Origin of the sequence: Thermococcus sp. 101 C5 (genome assembly GCF_009372125.1) — an archaeon.
Classification (GTDB): Archaea; Methanobacteriota_B; Thermococci; order Thermococcales; family Thermococcaceae; genus Thermococcus_A; species Thermococcus_A bergensis.
This window is the reverse complement of sequence record NZ_WHIZ01000009.1, coordinates 1-21,766: the sequence shown is the minus strand read 5'-3', so window position 1 is coordinate 21,766 and position 21,766 is coordinate 1. Positions and strand designations below refer to the sequence as shown.

Annotated in this window: 20 protein-coding genes and 1 pseudogene; 7 read left to right on the top strand and 14 right to left on the bottom strand. The window is 42.9% G+C overall.

Features of this window, described 5'->3' with window-relative positions; all coding sequences use genetic code 11:
* Positions 1–18: 18 nt before the first annotated feature.
* Positions 19–435, top strand: a complete 417-nt coding sequence (locus GBV73_RS02355) for a translation initiation factor IF-5A (protein WP_152878995.1) — start codon at positions 19–21, stop codon at positions 433–435.
* 8 nt (positions 436–443) lie between these two features.
* Here GBV73_RS02355 and GBV73_RS11525 read toward each other — a convergent pair.
* From GBV73_RS11525 to GBV73_RS02320, 7 genes and pseudogenes are all read right to left on the bottom strand, one after another.
* Positions 444–560 (bottom strand): annotated as a pseudogene (locus tag GBV73_RS11525) (hypothetical protein); the annotation flags it as partial.
* Between the two features lie 26 nt (positions 561–586).
* Positions 587–1,294: a carbohydrate kinase family protein gene (locus tag GBV73_RS02345; RefSeq protein ID WP_152878993.1), complete on the bottom strand. Its 708-nt coding sequence runs from the start codon at positions 1,292–1,294 to the stop codon at positions 587–589.
* On the bottom strand, positions 1,291–1,524 hold the full coding sequence (locus tag GBV73_RS02340; protein ID WP_172967193.1) for a glycosyltransferase: 234 nt from the start codon (positions 1,522–1,524) through the stop codon (positions 1,291–1,293). The genes GBV73_RS02345 and GBV73_RS02340 overlap by 4 nt, the downstream gene beginning before the upstream one ends.
* Positions 1,525–1,603: 79 nt before the next feature.
* Positions 1,604–2,677 (bottom strand): ABC transporter ATP-binding protein, encoded by a 1,074-nt coding sequence (locus tag GBV73_RS02335; protein WP_087035517.1) that lies wholly within the window; start codon positions 2,675–2,677, stop codon positions 1,604–1,606.
* Positions 2,677–3,525 (bottom strand): carbohydrate ABC transporter permease, encoded by an 849-nt coding sequence (locus tag GBV73_RS02330; protein WP_152878990.1) that lies wholly within the window; start codon positions 3,523–3,525, stop codon positions 2,677–2,679. Before GBV73_RS02330 ends, GBV73_RS02335 begins: the two co-directional genes overlap by 1 nt.
* Complete coding sequence (locus tag GBV73_RS02325; RefSeq protein WP_087035513.1) at positions 3,522–4,460, bottom strand: carbohydrate ABC transporter permease; 939 nt, start codon at positions 4,458–4,460, stop codon at positions 3,522–3,524. The genes GBV73_RS02330 and GBV73_RS02325 overlap by 4 nt, the downstream gene beginning before the upstream one ends.
* 10 nt (positions 4,461–4,470) lie before the next feature.
* Positions 4,471–5,826 carry an ABC transporter substrate-binding protein gene (locus tag GBV73_RS02320; RefSeq protein ID WP_152878988.1) on the bottom strand — a complete coding sequence of 452 codons (1,356 nt, stop codon included), beginning with the start codon at positions 5,824–5,826 and terminating at the stop codon, positions 4,471–4,473.
* A gap of 154 nt (positions 5,827–5,980) precedes the next feature.
* Here GBV73_RS02320 and GBV73_RS02315 point away from each other — a divergent pair, with 154 nt between their 5' ends.
* From GBV73_RS02315 to speB, 4 genes are read left to right on the top strand one after another with little or no spacing between them, the layout of a single operon-like run.
* The gene (locus tag GBV73_RS02315) at positions 5,981–7,057 is read left to right on the top strand and encodes a TrmB family transcriptional regulator (RefSeq protein WP_152878986.1); all 1,077 of its coding nucleotides are present in this window, start codon (positions 5,981–5,983) and stop codon (positions 7,055–7,057) included.
* Positions 7,054–7,752, top strand: coding sequence for an HAD family hydrolase (locus GBV73_RS02310; protein WP_152878984.1), 699 nt, complete (start codon positions 7,054–7,056; stop codon positions 7,750–7,752). Before GBV73_RS02315 ends, GBV73_RS02310 begins: the two co-directional genes overlap by 4 nt.
* Positions 7,742–9,985, top strand: coding sequence for a glycoside hydrolase family 65 protein (locus tag GBV73_RS02305; RefSeq protein ID WP_152878982.1), 2,244 nt, complete (start codon positions 7,742–7,744; stop codon positions 9,983–9,985). The genes GBV73_RS02310 and GBV73_RS02305 overlap by 11 nt, the downstream gene beginning before the upstream one ends.
* 58 nt (positions 9,986–10,043) lie before the next feature.
* On the top strand, positions 10,044–10,901 hold the full coding sequence (speB, locus tag GBV73_RS02300) for an agmatinase (protein WP_152878980.1): 858 nt from the start codon (positions 10,044–10,046) through the stop codon (positions 10,899–10,901).
* Here speB and GBV73_RS02295 read toward each other — a convergent pair whose 3' ends face one another.
* The 6 genes from GBV73_RS02295 to GBV73_RS02270 form a co-directional block, all read right to left on the bottom strand.
* Positions 10,902–12,620 (bottom strand): chloride channel protein, encoded by a 1,719-nt coding sequence (locus GBV73_RS02295; RefSeq protein ID WP_152878978.1) that lies wholly within the window; start codon positions 12,618–12,620, stop codon positions 10,902–10,904.
* Positions 12,621–12,701: 81 nt separating this feature from the next.
* The gene (gene glmM / locus GBV73_RS02290; protein WP_152879024.1) at positions 12,702–14,075 is read right to left on the bottom strand and encodes a phosphoglucosamine mutase; all 1,374 of its coding nucleotides are present in this window, start codon (positions 14,073–14,075) and stop codon (positions 12,702–12,704) included.
* Between the two features lie 21 nt (positions 14,076–14,096).
* Positions 14,097–15,479 carry a mannose-1-phosphate guanylyltransferase/mannose-6-phosphate isomerase gene (locus tag GBV73_RS02285; RefSeq protein WP_152878976.1) on the bottom strand — a complete coding sequence of 461 codons (1,383 nt, stop codon included), beginning with the start codon at positions 15,477–15,479 and terminating at the stop codon, positions 14,097–14,099.
* On the bottom strand, positions 15,476–16,207 hold the full coding sequence (gene mpgP / locus GBV73_RS02280) for a mannosyl-3-phosphoglycerate phosphatase (protein WP_042697762.1): 732 nt from the start codon (positions 16,205–16,207) through the stop codon (positions 15,476–15,478). The genes GBV73_RS02285 and mpgP overlap by 4 nt, the downstream gene beginning before the upstream one ends.
* Positions 16,204–17,388 carry a mannosyl-3-phosphoglycerate synthase gene (gene mpgS, locus GBV73_RS02275; RefSeq protein WP_152878975.1) on the bottom strand — a complete coding sequence of 395 codons (1,185 nt, stop codon included), beginning with the start codon at positions 17,386–17,388 and terminating at the stop codon, positions 16,204–16,206. The genes mpgP and mpgS overlap by 4 nt, the downstream gene beginning before the upstream one ends.
* Before the next feature lie 112 nt (positions 17,389–17,500).
* Entirely contained in the window at positions 17,501–18,880 is a 1,380-nt protein-coding gene (locus tag GBV73_RS02270; RefSeq protein WP_371716985.1) for an ADP-specific glucokinase, read from the bottom strand.
* Positions 18,881–18,995: 115 nt separating this feature from the next.
* On the opposite strand from GBV73_RS02270, the gene GBV73_RS02265 reads away from it, so the two are divergent.
* Positions 18,996–19,859, top strand: a complete 864-nt coding sequence (locus GBV73_RS02265; RefSeq protein ID WP_042700448.1) for an MBL fold metallo-hydrolase — start codon at positions 18,996–18,998, stop codon at positions 19,857–19,859.
* Positions 19,860–19,872: 13 nt separating this feature from the next.
* Here the strand turns inward: GBV73_RS02265 and gcvH are convergent, their stop codons facing one another.
* Positions 19,873–20,277 carry a glycine cleavage system protein GcvH gene (gcvH, locus tag GBV73_RS02260; protein WP_042697768.1) on the bottom strand — a complete coding sequence of 135 codons (405 nt, stop codon included), beginning with the start codon at positions 20,275–20,277 and terminating at the stop codon, positions 19,873–19,875.
* Positions 20,278–20,391: 114 nt separating this feature from the next.
* On the opposite strand from gcvH, the gene GBV73_RS02255 reads away from it, so the two are divergent.
* Positions 20,392–21,669, top strand: coding sequence for an MFS transporter (locus tag GBV73_RS02255; protein ID WP_172967192.1), 1,278 nt, complete (start codon positions 20,392–20,394; stop codon positions 21,667–21,669).
* Positions 21,670–21,766: the final 97 nt, after the last annotated feature.

Here is a 21,766-nt window from a genome sequence, read left to right as displayed (position 1 = left end):
TTGTGGGAGGTAATGAAAATGGGAGACAAAACCAGAGTTCAGGTTAGTAAGCTCAAACCTGGAAGATACATCCTTATTGATGACGAACCCTGCAGGATAACCAACATTACAGTTTCATCCCCGGGTAAGCACGGTTCAGCAAAGGCAAGAATTGACGCTGTTGGAATATTTGACGGCAAGGTTAGGAGCATCGTGAAGCCAACAAGCTCTGAAGTTGATGTCCCAATTATCGACAAAAGGACTGGGCAGATTATAGCAATCACTCCAGACACAGTCCAGCTCATGGACATGGAGACCTACGAGCTCTTTGACGTCCCAATAGCAACGGGCGTTGATGACGAGATCAAGGACAAGCTTAGAGAGGGCATTAACGTTGAATACTGGGAAACCCTTGGCAGAATAAAGATAATGAAGCTCAAGGGAGAAAGCGAGTGACTCTTTTCTTAAATTTTTATGGGATTCCTAGGGCTTCCAACAACTTTACTTGCAGTTTTAATTCCTCGCTCTATTGCTTCTTTTAAAGAATCTCTTTGGGAGATGCCTGCCATTATTGTTCCGAAGAGTGAGTCTCCAGCACCCGTGAGTTCTACAACTCTCGTTTTTCGGAGGGTACTGAGATGACATTTTCTTCTTCATCAAGTGCAATTACACCCTTCTCTCCCATACTCAATATGACATTTCTTGCCCCAAGTTTTTTAAAACATCCCAATGCTTCATTCGGGCTTTTTGCCCCAAAGAGTTCTCGGGCATCTTCCATCGAGGGTTTAACATAATCTGCCATTGATATTGCTTTCAGCAGCACATCTTTACTTGTGCCCCACTGTTCCCACAGGTTTTTTCTGTAGTTGGGATCAATCGAAATTAGAGCTCCTTCTTTCTTTGCACGCACTAGTGCACTAAATATGGCTTCCCGTGCTGGAGGTAGGGAAAGGGCAAAAGCGGAGGTGTGCACGATTTTAGCCTTTTCCCAATATTTCTCAATTGTTCCCTCCGTTAGGAACCTATCGGCTCCTCTATAGATTATGAACTCTCTTCCTGCCCTTTTTATTAGAACTAAAGTCGTGTTCTGCTTAATACGAATAGGCTCGAGCTTTGAATTGAGGGATAAGAGTTCTTCATTAATTAAATCAGCAAGAAAATCATCTCCTATTGTTCCTATGAATTTTACTTTAGCTCCAGCTTGTTCTGCATAAAATGAAAAGTTAAGGACTGAGCCGCCAGCGTGCATGCTTAGCTTCTCGTTTCTCAGTTTTAAGTCCACGAGAGCCTCTCCAAGTGCAATAATGTCTTTCATTGTTGCTCCTCCAGTTTCTTGTAGAGTTCGAGCATTTCTTGGGCGATACTGCTCCACGAGTACTTCTCCATGACTTTCTTGTAGGCTCTATCCACGAATACCCTCCTAAGCTCCTTGTCCTCAAGGAGGAACGCTATTTTCTTCCCCATCTCCCTTGAGTCCCTCGGGTCAATCAGGAAGCCGTCGTATCCGTCCTGGAGAACCTCCGCCGAGCTTTCCGAGTGGGTCACCATGGGGAGTTATCATAGCTACCCTCATAACCTCACCCCTTAAAGAAATTGAAATTTGAATGGAAGTAATGCAGAGAAGCTAACCATAAACAAGTTTCTTCGTCTTGGAGTCAAAAATGTATATCCTATCCTCCTTTGGTTTCCAGTAGACTTCGGTGATGTTGCTCCCTACTTCCTCGGGAAGCTGAATAACTATCTCTAAATTCCCGTAAGTTACGTGACCGTAGCTTTCTACCCCCAGCTTCTCTATTCCTAGTATTTTGCCTCTCACAAAGCCTGCTTTCTCTTCTTTAGCAATTTGGACGTGTTGAGGTCTAAAGCCCAACACAGCTTTTCCTTCTATACCTACATCTTCTGGAAGCTCCAAAGAGAATTCTCCAGCATCAAAAATAACCTTATTGTCTTTTTTGAGGATTTCTCCTTCGATTAGATTCATTGGAGGACTTCCGACGAAGGTGGCAACGAACGTGTTTGATGGTTTATAGAAAATCTCATCTGGAGTGCCAACCTGCTGGAGAACCCCCCTGTTCATGACCGCTATCCTGTCGGCCATTGTCATGGCCTCAACCTGATCGTGGGTGACGTAGATTGTTGTTATTTTAAGCTCATAGCTTAGAAGTTTTTTGAGCTCAAAACGCATTTGGGTTCTTATCTTTGCGTCTAAATTACTCAATGGCTCATCAAGCAGAAACACTTCTGGTTCCCTTACAAGTGCCCTAGCCAATGCTACTCTCTGCTGCTGACCACCACTTAGTTCACTGGGTTTTCTGTTCAACAGTTCACTTATGCCTAAAAATTCTGCGACTTCCTTTACCTTTTTAATCCTTTCCTGTTTTGGGACTCTTGCCATTTTCAGTGGGAACTCTATGTTTCCAAAGACAGTCATATGGGGGTATAGTGCATAGCTCTGGAACACCATTGCGGTGTTTCTTTTAGTTGGGTCTATCTCATTTACTAGCTGTTCTCCAATCCATATCTCGCCTTCTGTAGGCGTTTCTAGCCCGGCGATCATTCTCAATGTGGTTGATTTTCCACATCCGCTAGGCCCAAGCAAAACCATAAATTCTCCGTCTTTTATCTCCAGATTGAGTTTGTTAACGGCTATCACATTACCGAACTTTTTTGTAACATTTTTCAGCAGAACTCTCGCCATTAGCCTTTCCCTCCTGTAACAACTATACCCCTAATCAGGTATTTGTTCAATACAAGGAAGAGTATTATAGTGGGTGCTGACGCAACTAAAGAACCCGCAATTATTGGTGTGTATTCCGTCCACATTGCCCTTTGGAAAGCAAAGCTAAGCCCTACCGGAAGTGTGAAGTTTTCTGGAGATCTTAAGAATATAAGAGGTCCGATAAAGGCGTTCCAAGAACCCAAAAATTGATAAACTGCCACGGCGCCCAAAGCCGGCTTTGCCAGCGGAAGGGCAATGTAGAAGAATGCTTTTATTGGTCCACAGCCATCTAAACGGGCGGCTTCAAATATCTCGTTTGAAAGGGACATAAAATACTGCCTCATTAGGAAGATACTGGAGACATTAGTTATTCCGAGCAGGGCGAGTCCGAAGATATTGTCTATTAGGCCGAGCTTGTAGATTATAATGTAGTTTGGAACGAGCGTTACAAACATTGGTATCATGAGAAGTGATAGTAATGCCGAGAATATTACATCTCTCCCTGGGAATTTCAACCTAGCAAATGCATATCCGGCCATGCTCGTGAACATTACGTTTCCTGCGACGATTAATCCAGCATAGAGAGCGGTATTCCTAATCCAACGCGGGAAGAGCTCTAGTCTAAACAGCTTTTGATAGTTCTCCAGTGTAAAAGGATTGGGTATCCACTCTGGAGGATACCTTGAAGCTTGCGCCCATGTCATAAAGGACGCAACGAGTGATCTTATGAATGGCATTAGATAAACAAGGGCAAACGTTAAGAGCACAACGTATGTTATGACAATCCAAATGCGCCTTATTAGCCTTTCTTTTTCCTTGGGAGTCATCTCATGGCCCTCCCGTACTTTTTCTGAAAGAGATATGTGGTCGTAAAGATTATCGCGAATAAGAACCAGCTTTTTGCAGCCGCTACTCCCGGTCTAATCCTAGTGAAAGCTTCGTTATAGATGTCTAGTGCCACTGTATACCCAGCGCCTCCAGGGCCTCCATTAGCTCCGGCCATTACCCATGCTAGGTCAAACATTTGAAGGGCACCTATCAATCCCATAACTACAACGTAGACTATCATTGGCCTTAGCATTGGAATTGTTATAAAAAAGAATCTTCTTATAGGCCCTGCCCCATCGAGCATCGCCGCTTCATATATTTCTTTTGGAATTGCCTGCATTGCTGCTAGGAAGGATACCATAAAGTGTCCACTTGTTCCCCATATTGCCACTATGGCTATTGCCAAAAGCAGATACTCTCTGCTGTTTATCCAATCTATTGGCTGGAAGCCGGGGATGATGTGGGCAAGGGCGAAGTTAATAAAACCATTTTTCATAAACAGCCAGATAAAAATCAATGCTACTATAACGGATGAAGTCGTAGCGGGGAGAAAATAGGACACCTTAAAAAACTGTTGTCCTTTAATCTTCTGATTTGCAAAAGCCGCCAAAACTATTGCGAGAAAGGTTTGAACTGGAACAACTATGGCGGTGTAAATAAGGATATTTTTCAATCCGGTATAGAATGGAGAAAGTAAATATGGAGCTCCATGAAGGCCTCTTATTAGATCCCTTATTACTATCTCAAAATTCTTTAAACCTACAAACTGCATCTCTCCAATGTAGTCCCACTTAAAGAAGCTTAAATATAGGGCAAACATCATGGCAAAGTATCCAAAAACTATGTTTAGAATAACTGCGATTGAAATAAGTGATAGTCCAGCAACAATCTCCTTATTTCTAGCTTTCTCATAAAAAGAAAAAGAAGAAAACATTTCAATCACCTCAGCTACTTAGCTCTTCTTGCACGACCTGTTTCATAACCTCAATAGCTTCATCTATTGTCATCTCTCCTCTCATTGCAGCTGCCATTGCATCGCTGAACTTGCCTTCTAGTGGCCCAGACTTTAGACCCCACAGGAATACGATCATGTCGTCATACTTGAAGGAAAGGGTTTTTCTGTGCTGTGGCCACATGTCGGGATCATTTTCAAAGCCCTTCATGCTTGGTAGGGTTTGTCCTGCTTTAACAACAAGCTCTTTCTGCCCTTCTGGCCCTAATAGAAACTCCACGAATTTCCAAGCTTCTTGTGGGTGTTCGCTTTTGGCATTTATTCCAAGAATGACTGTATATGCCATGGTCACTCTTCCGCTCTTACCTGCTGGAACAGGGGCGATGTCCCAATCTTCGCCATACTTGAAGTCTGGGAACTGGTCGGCCAAGAAGGGTATCATCCAGTTTCCACTAATTACCATAGCCACTTGTTGTTGTCCAAATGCATCTCCAAGCCATCCTGCTCCGACGTCTCCGGGGGCTACTACGTAAGGAGTTAATCCCTGCTGCTCTCTCTCGATTTTTCCTTTCTTGTAGAGGTTTATGTACCAAGCAAGGGTTTCTTTAACTACTGGATTGTCAAACCATGAGGCATCTTCGGGTTTTTCGAACCATGGTTTCGGAGCCCCGTTGCTTACGGCCACAGGTACATATCTGTTGAATCCTCCCAAGTAAATCGCCAATCCGGGCTTTCCTGTCTTATCAGCAATTATCTTTGCATACTCTTCAAGTTCTTCCCATGTTTCAGGTGGTTTTGTCAGTCCAGCTTGCTCAAAGAGTTTCTTGTTGTAGAAGAGTGCTAACATACTCCAATCTTTTGGAAGGCCATAAAGCTTGCCATTTTTCTTAAAGGGCTCCAGCAAGAATGGGTAGAATTTATCAATAAAGCTTTGATCTGCGAGGTCGGATATTGGATACAACGCTCCTTTGTCAATAAATATTGGTGCCCATGAACTGTCCACATAGAATACGTCCGGTGCAACACCTGCTCCAAATGAAGCGAGAATGTTCTCGTGGAACATTTGAGTGATTACTTCGTATTTGACTCCGATAGTTGGGTTCTTTTGCTCAAACTCCTTGATCATCCTTTTATAGTTCTTCATTTCAGTTTCTCCAGCACTCCAGCCTGCAAATCTAATGAAAACTTTTTCTTGCACTTGTGTTTCGACTTTGGTCTCCGTCTTAACTTGTGTCTCTGTTTTTGTTTCTCCAGTTGGTGTCTGGGTTTGGCCTCCTATGCATCCTGAGGCCACTACTGCAAAAAGCAAGGCAAAAATCAAAAGGCCTCCAACGAGGACTTTCTTCATTCTTTTTCCCTCCTTCATTAATGTCCAAATAATGGGGTCTGTCAATATTTATACTACAATGATATTATATAAACCTTACTGATGTAGTATCCAATATATTTAAATAGTATTATTGCACAAAAATATTAGGAGCAGTGAGCAGTGGGGTGCCGTAATGGAAAACTATACTTTTTTAATTGAAAAGCTGCAGGAGCTAGGGCTCACGAAGAGAGAAGCTGAAGTTTATCTCACCCTACTCATAAAAAATGGGGCCACTGTGAAGGAACTTTTGGAATCTCTGGACATTCACCAGCCTCAGCTTTACAATATAATTCAAAGTCTGATTAGAAAAGGGTTCATTAGGGCCTCCTCTGGAAGACCAAGGGTGTATACTGCAAGCGATATAAGTGCTCTCATAGATGTTCAAAAAATGAAGTTTGATCTTTTAAAGAGCACTCTCCAGGAAGAACTCGCAAAAATAAAGAGCAGACCTGAAGAAGAAGGGCCGTATATCTCAATGGTTAGAAGTTTGGAGGGTGTTTTAGCAAGTATCATAGAAACGATAAATGCTGCCGAAGTAGAGATCCGGGCTGAACTTCCGGCTCCGATCTTTGAAGAGCTTAAGCCCTATCTTCTAGGTGCTCTCCAAAGAAATGTGAACCTGTATCTGCTGGTATACCCAGGTACTGTAAGCTTCGAGGAATTTGAAAGATTTAAAGATCAAGTGAAAATAAAAACCTCTGAATTGGGCAACTTCTTACTTGTTATCTCAGATTTGTCCAGGGCAGTATATGCTAAAAGAAGATTTTTCAGTATCCATAAGCTTCCGGTCTCGAATACGGAGGTTTATGGCTATGTAATTCATGAAAAAGATTTGCTTCTTAGATTACTAAACATTCACAACAATCTATGGATAAAAGCTAAGGAGGTACTATGCTGGATTCCAAGGCCGGAATTGTATCCAAAAATCTTTATTGAATTCTCTATGGCCCTTAATGAACTTGAGACTCTCTTAAGACTTGGGTATACCCCAATAGTTACAGTTGAAGGGCGCGATGTAAAAAATGGTTTTCCCCTTAAAATTAGAGGTAGAGTTCGTTCTGTAAACCGCTTTGGAATTGTGAGCAACTTTGTTCTTGAATACGAAAAAGGAACGCTGACCATTGGAGGCTTTGATGCAGAGGTTGAGGATGTTGAGGCCCAAAGCGTTACAATAGACAAGATAGAACGTCAAACGGGTGGTAAAGGATGATTGCACTGATATGGGACTTTGATGGGGTGTTAGTCTTTACCCCTCATGAAGAAGCGTGGAGGAGAGCAGCTAGAGCATATGGTACTGATATAGACCATGATTTCTATGTAAACCATGTCTCGGGCAAGCCCAGATATGAAGGGGCTCATAACATACTGGAACTTACAGGGATTTATGAAAAGTATGGTGCAGATACGGAAGAAAAAAGGAAAAAGCTCCTTCATGAGTTTGCAGAGTTCAAAAATAAAATAGTCAATGATATGTTCGACAGAGGAGAATATGAAGTTAACTGGAACGCAATACAATTTTTGATAGAAGCAAAAAAAGCTGGCATTAAGAATGCTTTAGCTTCAGCATCTAAAAATGCAACAAAGCTGGCAAAGAAAGTTAAGGTTGGTGAAATGACACTTGCTGACTTGTTTGATGTAAACGTCAGTGGGAAAGCCCCAAGTAAAAAAGATGTGTTTAAATTAGCTATGGAAGAGCTAAAGAGGAACTTCCCAGATATAAGATTTTTCTTTGTTGTTGAAGATGCCCCCGCTGGAGTTCGTGCTGGAAAGGAGCTTGGTGCCTTCACTTTGGGTTATGAAAGGGAAGCGGAACTTGATGCTGACGTGACATTTGAGGATTTTGCAGAACTGAACATTGATACTCTTCACAAAGTGATAGAAAGGGGGGAGGAATATGAAGTTTAACTTCCAGTTTAAAGAGTACTCTCCGAAGACTGAAGAAGTCTATGGAACAATACTAACCCTTGGAAATGGCCATATCGGAATACGAGGTGAAATCGAACTCGAGCCCACAGTGTATGGCACAACTGTTGCGGGAATTTATGACTATGCCCCTTACTTTTATAGGGAGATTGTGAATGCCCCTCGAGTAATTGGACTGGGAATGATGTTCAATGGAGAGCCCCTTAACCTGAGCACACACAAACTTTTGAAATATGAGAGAGAGCTCGATATTGAGGATGGAACTTTAAAAACCTGGATTGAACTGGAGACTAACAAGGGAGCGAGGGTAAGCTATGAGAGTCTTAGAATTGTTCATGGTAAGAGAAAAAACGTAGTTGTGCTTAAGTTCAAGTTCAAGGCAGATAAAAAAGGCCTATTAACCCTGATCAACCCGATTGATGTTGATGTTGCAAATCCCTCCTATCGCCCTGAGATACTGGTTAAGCACTGTTATGCTGAGGAACTCGATTTTGGGGAAGATTTCATATATGCAGGAGTTAAGACCATAGATGGGAAGTATACTCTTGGAATAGCGAGCTCCCTTATAACAGACAAAGAAGCTAACAGGAGTGTAGTTAAGAGCGTTAAAGGCATAGCAGAGGTTCTCAGTATAGAGGTTGAAGCCGATAGAGTTTATGAATTTGTTAAATACATAGTAATCTCCTCGGAAAGAGATAGCGCTCTAAAGGATGAAACTTTGAAAGAGCTTGGAGAAGTCAAAGAGCTTGGTTTTGAAAAGCTTTTTGCTGAACACAGAGAATATTGGAGCGAGATATGGAAAAAGGCAAAAGTTGAGATTGAAGGCGATGAGGAGGCTGAAAAAGGCCTTAATTTCAGTCTTTTTCATTTAATTCAGTCTTTACCGAGGGACAACAACATTTCCCTAACGGCTAGGGGAATACATGGCTTTGGATATAGAGGGCACGTGTTTTGGGACACGGAAATTTATGCACTTCCATTCTTCATAGCTGTTTTTCCCGAAGATGCCAAAAGGATGCTTATGTATAGATATAGAAACCTGGAAGCTGCTAAGGAGAATGCAAAGCTGAATGGATATAAAGGGGCCCAGTTTCCATGGGAATCGGCTGATGATGGGTATGAAGCGACACCTCCTCTGGTCCCCCTTGATATGGCGGGAAGGGAAGTTGTTCGTATTTACACCGGAGAGGAAGAACACCATATAACGGCTGACATAGCGTACACGGTGGATCTTTATTACAAATTTACCAATGACGAGGATTTTATGGCAAAATACGGGCTTGAAATTATATTTGAAACGGCTCGCTTCTGGGCAAGCAGGGTAGAATTTGACGAGAAGAAAGGCTATGTGATAAAGAAGGTCATAGGGCCGGATGAGTATCATGAACACGTGGACAACAGCTTTTTTACTAATCTAATGGCAAAACACAATCTCCTTTTAGGGGTTGCCTATTATAAAAAAGCTCTGAATAAAGGGGGATACTGGAAGAAAACTGTGGACAGAGTAAAGGTTACAGAAGAAGAGGTGCTAAAGTGGAGGGAAATAGCCGAGAAAATGTACCTTCCACCGCAGGTAGATGGGGTTTTTGAGGAATTTGATGGATACTTTGCCTTACAGGATTACACGGTTGATCCCCATGGCATCGGAGAAGCAAGACTTCCTGAAGAAATCAGGAAGAAAATAGGGAAAACAAGATTAATAAAGCAGGCAGATGTTATAGCTGCTCAATACTTGTTAAAAGACCAGTTTGATATTGATACAATCAAAAGGAACTTCGACTACTACATTGTCCGTACAACTCATGCGTCTTCCCTTTCAATGCCCGCTTACTCGATAGTTGCTTCTTGGCTAGGATATGGGGATCTAGCATATGAGTATTTTATGAAATGCGCATATATAGACCTTAAAAATCTATATGGGAATACACACGATGGTTTTCATCTCGCAACGGCTGGTGGAGTATGGCAAACACTGTTTAGAGGTTTCTGTGGCATTGACATAACTGAGGATGGCATAAGCATTAACCCGCATCTTCCTTCAAAATGGAAAGCAGTGAAGTTTGGGTTTTCATTCAGAGGGAGGTGGCTTGAGATTAGAGTTACTCCAAAAGAAGTCATTGTGAAGAGTGACGAGGGCAAGGAGGTCATTAAGCTTAGCATAGCTGGCAAAGAAGTTTCTCTAAGACCCAATGAGAAAATTGTCGTTCCTCTTTAGCTTTTAATCTTGCAAAACTTTTTAACCCATATCCTAAACCTTCTCGGGGTGAAGGATAATGGAGTTACTCTATACCTACGAGACACTAAAGCTTGAATTCCCAATGAGCAGTATTGAGGAAGCTGACTTTGTAATCCTCGGCATCCCATTCGACGGAACGACCTCTTACAAACCCGGAACAAGGTTCGGGCCTACGCTGATAAGGCAGGCCACGCTCAATCTTGAGAGCTACATTCTGGACTACGACATTGATATTGCAGGGGTAAAGATAGCCGATGTTGGTGATTTAGCAATCGTCGCTGGTAACCCTCTTGAAACCATAAAAAGAGGCATTGAAACTATAGAAGAAATAAAGAAAGCTAATCCCAAGGTCGTGCCCATAATCTTGGGCGGTGAGCACTCAATGACTTTCGCTCCAGTGAAGGCATTAAAACCGAAAAGCTACGTGGTTTTTGATGCCCACCTCGATTTAAGGGAGAGCTACGAAGACAATCCATGGAACCATGCATGCGTCGCCAGAAGGATTTCAGAACTTGGGATAAAAGTTGCAGAGTTTGGAATAAGGAGCGGCACAAAAGAGGAAGTGGAGTATGCCAGAGAGGTTGACATACCTTGGGTTCATGCAAGGAACTACACCGTTGAAAGGTTCAAAGAGATTGTAAAAGACCTTCCAGAGCCGGTATATGTTTCAGTAGACATAGACGTCTTTGACCTTTCAATGGTTCCTTCAACTGGGACTCCAGAAGCTGGCGGATTGAGGTTCTGGGAAGTCGTAGAGGCACTGGAATGGTTGATGAAGAACAAAAAGGTCATAGGTTTCGATATAATGGAAGTTGCAGGAATGGAGCTTGGGGATGTTACAGCTTTAACCGCCGCAAAGCTTCTCTTTTACATGATTGGAATGCTTTCAAAATGATTATTCTTCTATATACATTTCTTTTAATGCCCGATAGTATGCTTTGTAGATGTCCCTCTTTGTTACAACACCAATAAGCCTTTTGTTTTCGGGGCTTTCAATAATCGGAAGGAGGTTTTGGTCATGCTTCATAAGTTTTTCAAATGCATCCTGGGCTGTTTCGTTCAAATATCCGACGCCATACTCTTTGCGCAAAAACCTCTCTATCGGTAGTGCTTTTATTCTATGAGACAGGTTCAGGAAGTCCTTTATTCCCACTATCCCCAGTACGTTCATCTGTTCATCAACAACTGGAAAGCAATCGTGGCCGGTCTCTGCAACGAGCTCTTCAACATATTTTAGTGTATTCCACTTGTAAACAAAGACCGGGTTTGTGGTCATGATTTCACCAACGGGGATAGTCTCTAAAATAACGGGATGGCCGGTTTTTACGTGAAGTCCTCTCCGCTCGAGCTTGAGAGTATATACCGAGGAGCCCTTGAGAATAAACCTGGCTGTTAAAAAGCTCGTTGTTGCGGAGGTTATAACTCCGGGAAGGAGGGCATATCCTCTGGTGAGCTCTGCTACCATAAGTATCTGGTTTATTGGGGCCTGAGTTATTCCGCTAAAGAACGCCGCCATACCTGCCAGGGCATAAACGGAGGGGTTGATTTCAATAGCGGGGAAGAGAAGCTTTAAAACCGTTCCATATGCTGCTCCGAGGAGGGCACCGATATAAAGGCTGGGAGCGAAGATGCCACCGCTGTGGCCGGAGGATATTGTCAAAGACGTTGCCATCATTTTTCCGATTCCTAGAAGAATAAGGGTAGTAAGGGGAAGCAGTCCTGCGATGGCAAGCTCCATCGCTTCATAACCAACTCCAAGTATCCCATATCTGGGAAAGAACATCCCGATAAAGCCAACACTTAGTCCCCCAACAAAAAGCTTTGTCCACAGCGGTGTTTTAATAGCTTCAAACCTATCTATCAGCCAGAACAGAAACTTTGCCCAATAAGCCGCTAGAACGCCAAACAGTAATCCCATAAGGAACAGGAAGAGAAGTTCGCTGTGATTATGGGCGATCTGGAGGGGGATATTGACCTCAAAAGCATCTCCCAAGAACAGCAATGTCACGGTATTGGCCACGACAGCGGATAAGAATATCGGGACGAGGTTTATTGAAAATATCCCCATGTAAACGACTTCAAGGGCGAACATCGCTCCGGCAAAGGGAGTATTAAACGTCCCCGCTATCCCTGCAGCCAAGCCACAGGTCGTTAAGAGTTTTTTCAGTTCTGGAGAGAGTTTAAAAGTCTGTGCTAAGGCTGAGGCTAGTGAGGCTCCAATAAAACCTATGGGGCCTTCTCTCCCAACACTTCCCCCACTTCCAATGGTGATTGAAGTTGCTACTACCTTTAAAACCGCCAGCTTGCCCTTTATTTCTCCTCTCTTAAATATTACTGCCTCTATGACTTCAGGTATGCCGTTCCCCTTTAGTTCGGGATGACTTTTAATTAGTGGTGCAACTATGAGGCCCCCTATTGCTGGAAGCAAAATGTATCCAAGATTATACCCATGATAATAGATAGAGATGTGCGGAAGTAGAATATCAAAAAACAGCAACCTCGTAAAAGATATCATCTCTCTAAAGACAACTGCCCCTAACCCACCAACTATCCCGGTGAGTATGGAGAGGAAAAGAATTGTTGCCCACTTCTTTACATAATTCTCGTTTCTCATCGGCGCAGAGTAGCTTCGGGGATATTTAAAGATTAAAGAAACCAGAGGTTGGCATATTAAGGTTTAAAAAGTTGATAAAAATTAGCCTTTTAAGGCTTTTTCCAGCAGCTCCAGTCCTATGTTGAGGTATTCTTTTGCTTTTTCTTCGCTTCTTGCTTCTGCAAAGATTCTTATTATCGGCTCTGTTCCGCTTGCTCTTACGAGCACCCATCCGTCTTCAAAAAGAACTTTTGTCCCATCGGTTGTGTCGACTTTTAGCCCTTCTTTCTCTGCGATCTCCGCTACCCTTGCCACTATAGCCTTTCTGTCCCCTTCTATGTGCCTCTTGGTCTTTACCTGATAGAACTTTGGAAGCTCGTTTATAAGCTCGCTGAACTTTTTACCGCTTTTTGCAAAGATTTCAACTATTTTTGCAGCGGTCATAGCTCCGTCTCTACCCAAAACGTGGTCTGGGAAGATAACTCCCCCGTTTTCTTCTCCGCCTACAAGTCCATTGTGCTCAAGCAGTGCCCTCGAAACTATCAGATCCCCAACTTTTGTCTTCAGGACTTTTCCTCCGTAGGTTTTGGCGAGCTCGTCTATTATGTGGGATGTTGCTATGGTCGTTACAACTAGGCCTCCTTTATTCTCTTCGAGCATTGCTTTCACGACTAGTGCGAAGGTTTTGTCTCCTTGAACAAAGTTTCCGTTCTCGTCTATGAAGACTGAGCGGTCTGCATCGCCATCTTGGGCTATTCCAAAGTCCGCTCCAAGTGCTTTCACGATCTTCATAAATCCTTGGAGATTCTCTTCATTTGGTTCTGGATTCCTTGCTGGGAAGTGTCCGTCTGGATGGGCGTTTACGCTAACAACTTTACAGCCGAGTTCTCTCAGAAGGTAGGGAAGCACTAGCGAGCCGGCACCATTCGAGGTATCCACCACGACAAAGGGTCTTCTCTTTCTTATTGCCTCCACATCCACCTTTGCCTTTATTGCGTCTATGTAGGGCCTTATTATGTCCCTCTTCACCAGCTGGCCTATTTCGTCCCACTTGGCTCTGGAATAGTCTTCTTTGAAGAATAACTCCTCTACAATCTCTTCCCTCTCTTTCCTAAGACCAAGACCGTTTGGCTCGAGAAGCTTTATTCCGTTGTACTCTGGCGGGTTGTGGCTTGCGGTAATTACAGCTCCCCCATCTACTTTGAAGTACTTGCATGCGAACTGAATTGCTGGTGTCGGTGCTATGCCAACATCTATGACGTTAACTCCAACGCTTAGAAGACCGCTTATCAGGGCATTTTTGAGCATCTCGCCGCTAACTCTGGTATCCCTTCCCACTACCACCCATAACTCCTTGCCGGGCTGTTCCCTTTTTAGGAGCGTTCCAAATGCCATCCCCATTTTGAGTGCAAATTCTGGGGTTATCTTTTCATTTGCAATCCCTCTAACTCCAAACGTTCCGAATATCTTGCCCATCTCCATCACTCCCTCCCAAGTTCAATCTCTTCCAAAGTCATCTTGAAACCTTTCAATGTCGTCTTCGCCTAGGTATTCTCCAATCTGGGTTTCTATAATCTCGAGGACTACTTTTCCGGGGTTTTCGAGTCTGTGAACGACTCCAGCTGGGATGAACGTGCTCTCTCCCGGCCTTAGGAGGAGCTCTTTATCGCCGACCTTTACTTTCGCAGTTCCTCTAACAACAACCCAGTGTTCTGAACGGTGATAGTGCCTTTGGAGGGATAATCTTTTGCCGGGCAGGACGGTTAGTCGCTTTATCTTGTATCTCTCCCCTTCTTCAAGAACGGTATATGAACCCCAGGGTCTGTAGGCAGTTCTGTGGACTATGGATCTCTCATCTCCTTTTTCTACCAGCTTTTTGTAGACCTCTTTGACTTTCTGGGTTTCTCCTTTCTTAGCTACGAGCAGGGCATCTCCGGTGTCTATTATCACTAGGTCTTTCACTCCCACAGTTGCGGTTAGCCTTTCTGTTATTATCAGATTGTCTTTTGAATCTACGTTTATATAATCGCCTTTAAACCCTCTTATGCTTACGGCATTACCATGTTCATCTTTCTCAAAGGCTTCGTATAGTGCATCAAAGCTTCCCAGGTCATTCCAGTAAGTGTTTAAAGGCACTACGGCTGCTTTGTTGGTCTTTTCCATGATGCCGTAATCTACGGAAATCTCTGGGACTTTCTCGTATGCTTCTTCAATGCTCTTTGCATCTTCGAAGGCATTGTACACTTCTGGCGCGAGATTCTTCACTTCTTCGATGAATAGAGAGCTATCAAAAAGGAACATACCGCTGTTCCAGTAGTAGCCTTCTTCGACATAGCGTTTTGCGGTTTCGTAGTCTGGTTTTTCTTTGAACTCCGCTACTCTGTATCCTCCTTCGAGTTTTTCTCCGGGTTTTATATAGCCGTAGCCGGTGTGAGGCCTCGTTGGTTTAATACCAAAGGTAATGAAATATTTGTCTGCAAGTTTTTCAGCGTTTTCAAATGCCTTTATGTAGTCGTCATTAACTCTTATCAGGTGGTCTGAGGGCAGAACAGCGACTTTTGATTTTCCGTAGTTCTCTTCTATGGCCTTCATTCCCCAGAAAATCGCGGGTAAGGTGTTCTTTCCAACGGGCTCGAGGAGAATGTTTTCTTCTGGTACCTCTATGCCGAGCTCCCTCAGATCGTCCATAACTCTGAACTTATACTCCCTGTTTGTAACGATAAATATTTCCTTGGGTTTTGAGAATTTTAATGCCCTTTCAACGGTCTTTTGGAAAAGAGAAGTGCTGTCAAAAATTCTTATAAACTGCTTTGGCATTAATTCTCTACTCAATGGCCACAATCTAGTTCCTTTTCCTCCGGCAAGGATGAGTGTCTTCAAATTACCACCTCCATAAGCTCTTTTATTGTCTTTATCTTCTTAGCTCTTTTGTGTGGAATATTTATGGCAAAGGGATGGTCAACAACTTCAAGCATCGGGATATCGTTTTCTCCATCCCCCACGGCGTAGCTTTCTACTTTTTCAATTCTGGAGTACAAGTCTATTAGAATTCTTGCCGCCTTTCCCTTATTGGTATCTCCGGTAACGGTGTAGAACCTGCTCCCTCTTGTGATCTTTAACCCCCTTTGCTCTATCTCTTTTTGAAATCCTTCCTTCGTCCATTTGAAAATCGTCTCTGAGTATTCTCTTCTCACAGCGAGTTCTGCAAGCTCCTTTGGAAGGCCAGTAAATTCCATGATTTCTTCGATGGTTGAGTTTCCGTAATATTTTAGCCCAAAGCGGTCACTTATCTCATCTAAAGCTTTTCTCACGGTCTCATACCCTGTGCCGAGTTCAATGATGTAATAACTTTCATCTTCTCTGCTGTGGGGAAATTCAAAGGGAAAGTATCCCTTTGGGATGTAAATTGCACTCCCATTCTCAACTATGAAGGGGTCCGGGACTTTGAGAGCTTTTCGGTAATACTCCTGCTCTGCCTTTGTTTTTGAAGAGTTAAAGACTATCTTGAACCCCTTTTCATTCAGGAAGTCCACTATCTCCTTTGCAGGCTCTGGAGAGTAGTCTTCTCCAATGAGGGTTTTGTCCAAGTCCAGGAAGATTACCCTCATAAGTCGAACCTCAGGAGGGTTTCTTGGTTTGACTCAAGTACGTTCATCCACTTTTTGGGGTCTATGTCTTTTATCGGTCTCATGATCCTTGGTTTTGGTGGTTCTTCGGTTTCTGTTATTATTCCGTGCATTCTGAGGTCCTCTAAAATCTGCCTCTTCAACCGTTCTGATGCGAGTTTTGAGTGGTATATTGTGGTTAACGACAGCAGCACCATCTCCTTTACATGTTCTTGTCCCTTATCCTCATGGAAGTGGGGGTTTAGCGTTTCTATCTGGAATATTTCTATTCCTTGGTCAAAAACATCTTGGAACTCTTCTACGTTTTCCCAGCTGCCGAAGCGCTCAAGAAGGTACACTATTTCATAGGGCTCTATTGAATAGCCCGTTGAAAACGGCATGATTTCCGCAAGCTTCATTGTCATTGCGTGCTCTCCCGCATTGCCTGTTGCCATTATCGTGGTTTCAAATGTGGTCTTCTCACTTATCAGCTGGTTCAGATAGCGGTTGGTTATCTCACTTACCCTTCCCCATTTTCTGAAGTAAAGGGTTCCTCTGCTGACTTTGGGCTTGTGCCTCCAGTGTAGCCTTACCATTGCGTATTCACTCTCACTCATCAGGAAGCCAGCAGCATAGTCCTTGACGTATTCATTTACAGCTCCGGGGATGTAGTTGTCAGCATCGATGAATCCTACGTATTTGGCTCCTATTGCCCTAGCAAGCATAATTCCTATGAGCATGCCCTCTCCTTTTCCGCTTCTCACGAGTCCGTTTTCGTCTAAGATGTCTTCATATCCAGTCTCTCTGAACGCCTCCGCTAGTCCGGGGTCTCTTTGGTGGATCATAATAACCTTCGAGTGCGTTAGGTTGCAGAAGTGTTTTACCAGATCTACTTCCTGCCTATATCTGTTGGGGCCCTCTCTCTTGCTGTTGGAGACTATTATGATTGGCGATTTGTGGGGGATTGCCTTGAGAACACCATCAACCAAGTGAAGCTTTTCGTTTTTCATCGGCACAATTATTGCCATTTCTCCAATGGTTCTGTAGATATCTTCCCTCGGGATATTTTGAACAGTGAACATGGGAACATCTTCAGTCTCTGTGTCCATCTTGATGACTTTTTGCAGTTCGTAAATCTTCACAGCTCCAAAAATCTCTTTATAAACCGGGGCTTCTAAAAGCATATTATCACCTCCTAAGTGATTAGAGCGAGCAGAATACTAAAAACACTCTGCCAGATACTTTTTTATTTTTTCTCATATATAAATTTTGCCCAAAATTAAAAAATAAAGGAGACTACCTTTTTCTCATACCAAATTCACTGACAAAAGCAGAACTTGAAATGGTATCTCCAATTCCAACGGTGCTCTTGGGAGATGCTACAATCTTTGTTGGCACAAAGGCAAGCTGTCTGTCAGACATATCAATAAGACCGTTTTCAAATTCCGTGAATTCCTTTTCAAGTTCCTCTTCAAGCATTATTGCCCTTTCATTTGTTGGGACACTCAAAGCGTCTCTAATCTGTTCTATTCTCTCAAGGTTTCCTTTCATGGCTTTAGCAGCTGCAGCGAGGGATGCAAAGAGCAGAGCATCCCTTACCTCTTCTCCTCTGTATTGAGTTAGGGCGAGATAGTAGCCGTAGGTGTGGAAGTGAATTCTTTCAATTCCTGTCTCGTCCATTAAAACATTCATCGCATCTATGACTGAGAAGATATGTCCCTCTAGAACTTCTTTTGCCAGCTCTTCGCCTCCAATTATCTCCATTATTGAGGCAAGCTCCACTTCGTTAAGGCCGACGCTTGTGAACTTAGGTAAAAGCTCTATAAGTGCCTCTCTAACCCTTCTGTTTGCGGTATAGGCAAATTCAAAGTGGCTTTTCACGTTGTAGCGGTTGAGGATAGTGAGGTGGCTTTCAACTCTGTCTAGGACATCTTTGTATGTTGTTCCGTCAGGGTAGTATTCCTTTAGAACCTGCAGCCCGCTTATTATTGCCAGCTCAACGTTTTTGGCAATTTTCTCAAAGCTCTCTCTGAATTCCTTTCTCATGTAAACCCTTGCGTTGTAGTCATCGGCATTGGCTATGAAGCGATTTTCTCTCGGTGATTGAATCTCAAAAACCTGAAAGCCTCTGGGGAACTCGTATATGTAGTGGATTAACTCTTCTTCCTCTGCAATGGCATCTTTAGGGTGAACTAGCTTCAGCTCATTTCCTTCAAAGACGGGGACATAAATAGGGCCATCTACAAACAGCTCTGCCTGAAGCTTTGGATTTTGAGGAACATGAACAATCGTTGGAATCCTATAAACTCCCCCAAGAAGGTTCGCCATTATTCCGGCTTGCCCTCCGATTCTCAGCTCGTCCCATCCCCACTCTCTTAAATATTTCCTAACGCCCTCACTCTCTACAAACCACTCCATAGCCTTGCCGAGTTTTATGCTCCTTAATATTCCTGCAAAAAGCTCTTCAAGTGAAGAAATTTTCTCTGGAGGCTTTTCAACCATCTCAAAAACTTTCTCTTTTCCTATTTCGGTTATTCTTTTTTCTAAATCCTCTTTGTCCAGATACTTTATGGCGTCGATATTGGTGTTATACGCTAAAAGAACACCATTAACGTTTGGAACTGCGTTTAGGGCATTTTCAAGAGCGTTTACATACAGACTCTTCCACAGTCTTATCCTATCTTTAAGGCTCTCCTTCATAATTTATCACCTCCAGTGTTAGTTATGCACTCAAAATTAATAAACCTTAGCTAAGACAAACTTCAAAAACTCCGGGCATAAACTATGGATGATGATAATCAAAGGCATCGGGTTGGATTCTTCATCAAAAGTTGCCTTCCAAAGTCACGCCCACACAGATCATTTTGTTAGTGGGGACATCATAGTATCCACAAAACCCACAAAGTTTCTCAGCCACCTTAAAAAAGGCGGATTCTACAGGACTTACAGATTTGGAGAGAGCTTTTACATAGGAGATTACAAAGCAAAGCTTTATCCTGCAGGCCACATGTTAGGCTCCGCTCAAATCTACATTAGATTCGATGAGTTTTCTCTGCTCTATACTGGGGATGTAAAGTGGTTTAAGCTCAGAACGGCTGAAAAAAGCAAATTCAGAAAGGCCGATATTTTGGTTATTGAGGCCACCTACGGTCTTCCAATGTACAACTTTCCGACACCCAGAGAAGCCGAAAAGAAGCTTATAGCATTTGTGGAAGAAGCATTAGACAGAAACAAGACTCCGACACTCTATGCTAATCAAATGGGGAAAGCTCAGGAACTGCTTAAAATTTTGGACGTTCATGGCTATTCTGCGAGGGTTTCGGGTGACATAAGAAAAGTTGCCCGGATTTATGAAAAATTCGGGGTTAGGTTTAACAACATCTCAAAGGATGGGGAGGTGGTTATTAGGGGATTTAGAAGCCAAAAACCTGTGGATGGACTTCATCCCTCCGAATTATTCGTTTCAGGGTTTGGAAATCTAAAACTCAGCAACCATGCGGATTTCTGGGAGCTTATAAAAATAATTGAGAAGGTTAAGCCCGAAAAAATTTATACCCGATACGGTTATAATAGGGAATTTGCAAAGATTTTGAGAGGCTTGGGATATGAAGCGAGGCCGATAGAGGATGTTTTGCTTTCAGGAGAATTAATTTGAAAGAAGAAGGAAATCAGAGTGATTTCAAGTATTCAGCATAAGCGTTGGCATCCATAAGCTCTTTTAACTCTTCTTCAAGGTTGGTTGGCTTTATCTTGGCAATCCAGGCTTCGTAGGGGTCTTCGTTGATTTTTTCTGGAGCGTCTTCAAGCTCTTCGTTAACTTCAATTATCTCGCCGCTGATTGGTGCGTAGACTTCGCTTACGGCTTTTACACTTTCCAGTTCGCACAGCACGTCTCCTTTTGCAACTTCTTTACCGACCTCTGGAAGCTCTACATAAGCTAAATCCCCAAGCTCCTTTTGAGCATAGTCGGTTATTCCAACTAAAACGGTACCGTCTTCAAGTACTTGAGCCCATTCGTGGTCCTTGGTATAGTATAGGCCTTCTTTAATCTTGTATTCTCCGACCTCGATCATAACAATCACCATAGCGTTTTATAGCTGAAAAACATTTAAAGCTTTTCCTACTTGCGGTCAGTTCTGAACAAAATTATTATTTGATGGCCACAAATCAACTTAATGGGGAGAGCAATGAAGGACAATCGGAACTTTTGGCTCTATGCAATGGGTCGGTTTGTTTCCCTTGTGGGCAGCGGGGTTCAGGATGTGGCGTTGCCATTGTTTATCCTCGATTTAACGGGATCGGGCACTATAATGGGCATTTTTATGATAATTTCAATGCTTCCAAGGTTGATTCTTTATCCAATTGCTGGAGTGGTGGGAGATAAAATCAATAGAAAGTGGATAATGGTGTGGATGGACTTTGGTAGGGGAGCGGTTATTCTGTTTCTGGCCCTTCTGGCTTCAAGAAATTTGATAACAATCCCCATTCTTTTCGCGGCACAGTTTGTCGTCTCGCTCATGAACGCTCTCTTCGGGCCAGCAACCGGTGCCATGCTCCCGGATATAGTGGAAAAAGAGGAATTAATGAGAGCAAACTCGATTTTGATGAGTCTTAACAGCACAGCTTATATAGTGGGTCCGGCCCTTGGTGGAATAATTTATGGAGTAGGAGGGATAATGGCAGCGTTTCTTATTAATGGTGTATCTTTTATAGCCTCCGGTGTTAGTGAGCTTTTCATAAGATACGAACAAAAAGTGGAGAAGATAAAGAACATCGGTGAGATTGTTGATGGTTTAAGAGATGGTTTAAATTACATAAGAGTCCAGAGAGGGATACTAATTTTAATGAGCTTTGTTTTGGTGGTGAACTTTCTTGCAGTCCCAATATTTGCGGTTCTTTACCCCTATGTAATGAGGGTGGTCATTAAGTTTTCCGCAGAACAGTACGGGTTTTTGGAGACATCCTTTATGGGTGGTATACTTCTTGGGAACCTTCTAATTGGAGCATTTTTCGCAAAGAAAAAGGCTGAAAATCTTTTAGTTAAGGGCTTAATATTTGAAACTGTCTTCCTGCTGGTTTTTGCCATTTTAATGTTTCCACAAAGCATTGCCTTCTTTTTGGGTCCCAGCTGGAGGATGTTTGGAGCTATTGCTCTGGTATCTGTTTTGATGGGGATTTCAAATGCTTTTGTAACTACTCCATTAAACGTGGAATTCCAGCAGCTTGTTCCCACAGAATACAGGGCAAGAGTGTTTTCAGTTGTGGAAGTTATGAGTCAAGGAATAGTTCCTATAGGCTACGGTATGGTGGGAATACTCCTTGATAAACTTCCAGCCCATTGGATAGCTTTTAGCCTGACGGTTCTAATACTTATCTCAGTCTTGCTGTTTGTAGCGAAATATTCAAGGGTTGTGTTTATGGAATTTGAAAATAAGAAGAAAGAAGTTGAAATGAACCTTCCTTGAGGTCTCCCTATCTTGTTCCAGGGCGTGTTTAGTTTCACCCCCTGTTATTTAAACAGTATTTGACTCTGAGGAGGATTTTCAGACCATAACACATTAC

What these genes read in the sequence shown, in the direction of transcription:
- GBV73_RS02345 (WP_152878993.1), bottom strand. Translation starts at nt 1,294, where the DNA reads ATGAAAGACATTATTGCACTTGGAGAGGCTCTCGTGGACTTAAAACTG.
- GBV73_RS02265 (WP_042700448.1), top strand. Translation starts at nt 18,996, where the DNA reads ATGATAATCAAAGGCATCGGGTTGGATTCTTCATCAAAAGTTGCCTTC.
- GBV73_RS02325 (WP_087035513.1), bottom strand. Translation starts at nt 4,460, where the DNA reads ATGTTTTCTTCTTTTTCTTTTTATGAGAAAGCTAGAAATAAGGAGATT.
- GBV73_RS02320 (WP_152878988.1), bottom strand. Translation starts at nt 5,826, where the DNA reads ATGAAGAAAGTCCTCGTTGGAGGCCTTTTGATTTTTGCCTTGCTTTTT.
- GBV73_RS02355 (WP_152878995.1), top strand. Translation starts at nt 19, where the DNA reads ATGGGAGACAAAACCAGAGTTCAGGTTAGTAAGCTCAAACCTGGAAGA.
- GBV73_RS02330 (WP_152878990.1), bottom strand. Translation starts at nt 3,525, where the DNA reads ATGACTCCCAAGGAAAAAGAAAGGCTAATAAGGCGCATTTGGATTGTC.
- GBV73_RS02255 (WP_172967192.1), top strand. Translation starts at nt 20,392, where the DNA reads ATGAAGGACAATCGGAACTTTTGGCTCTATGCAATGGGTCGGTTTGTT.
- mpgS (WP_152878975.1), bottom strand. Translation starts at nt 17,388, where the DNA reads ATGCTTTTAGAAGCCCCGGTTTATAAAGAGATTTTTGGAGCTGTGAAG.
- mpgP (WP_042697762.1), bottom strand. Translation starts at nt 16,207, where the DNA reads ATGAGGGTAATCTTCCTGGACTTGGACAAAACCCTCATTGGAGAAGAC.
- glmM (WP_152879024.1), bottom strand. Translation starts at nt 14,075, where the DNA reads ATGGGCAAGATATTCGGAACGTTTGGAGTTAGAGGGATTGCAAATGAA.
- GBV73_RS02305 (WP_152878982.1), top strand. Translation starts at nt 7,742, where the DNA reads ATGAAGTTTAACTTCCAGTTTAAAGAGTACTCTCCGAAGACTGAAGAA.
- GBV73_RS02310 (WP_152878984.1), top strand. Translation starts at nt 7,054, where the DNA reads ATGATTGCACTGATATGGGACTTTGATGGGGTGTTAGTCTTTACCCCT.
- GBV73_RS02295 (WP_152878978.1), bottom strand. Translation starts at nt 12,620, where the DNA reads ATGAGAAACGAGAATTATGTAAAGAAGTGGGCAACAATTCTTTTCCTC.
- speB (WP_152878980.1), top strand. Translation starts at nt 10,044, where the DNA reads ATGGAGTTACTCTATACCTACGAGACACTAAAGCTTGAATTCCCAATG.
- gcvH (WP_042697768.1), bottom strand. Translation starts at nt 20,277, where the DNA reads ATGATCGAGGTCGGAGAATACAAGATTAAAGAAGGCCTATACTATACC.
- GBV73_RS02335 (WP_087035517.1), bottom strand. Translation starts at nt 2,677, where the DNA reads ATGGCGAGAGTTCTGCTGAAAAATGTTACAAAAAAGTTCGGTAATGTG.
- GBV73_RS02315 (WP_152878986.1), top strand. Translation starts at nt 5,981, where the DNA reads ATGGAAAACTATACTTTTTTAATTGAAAAGCTGCAGGAGCTAGGGCTC.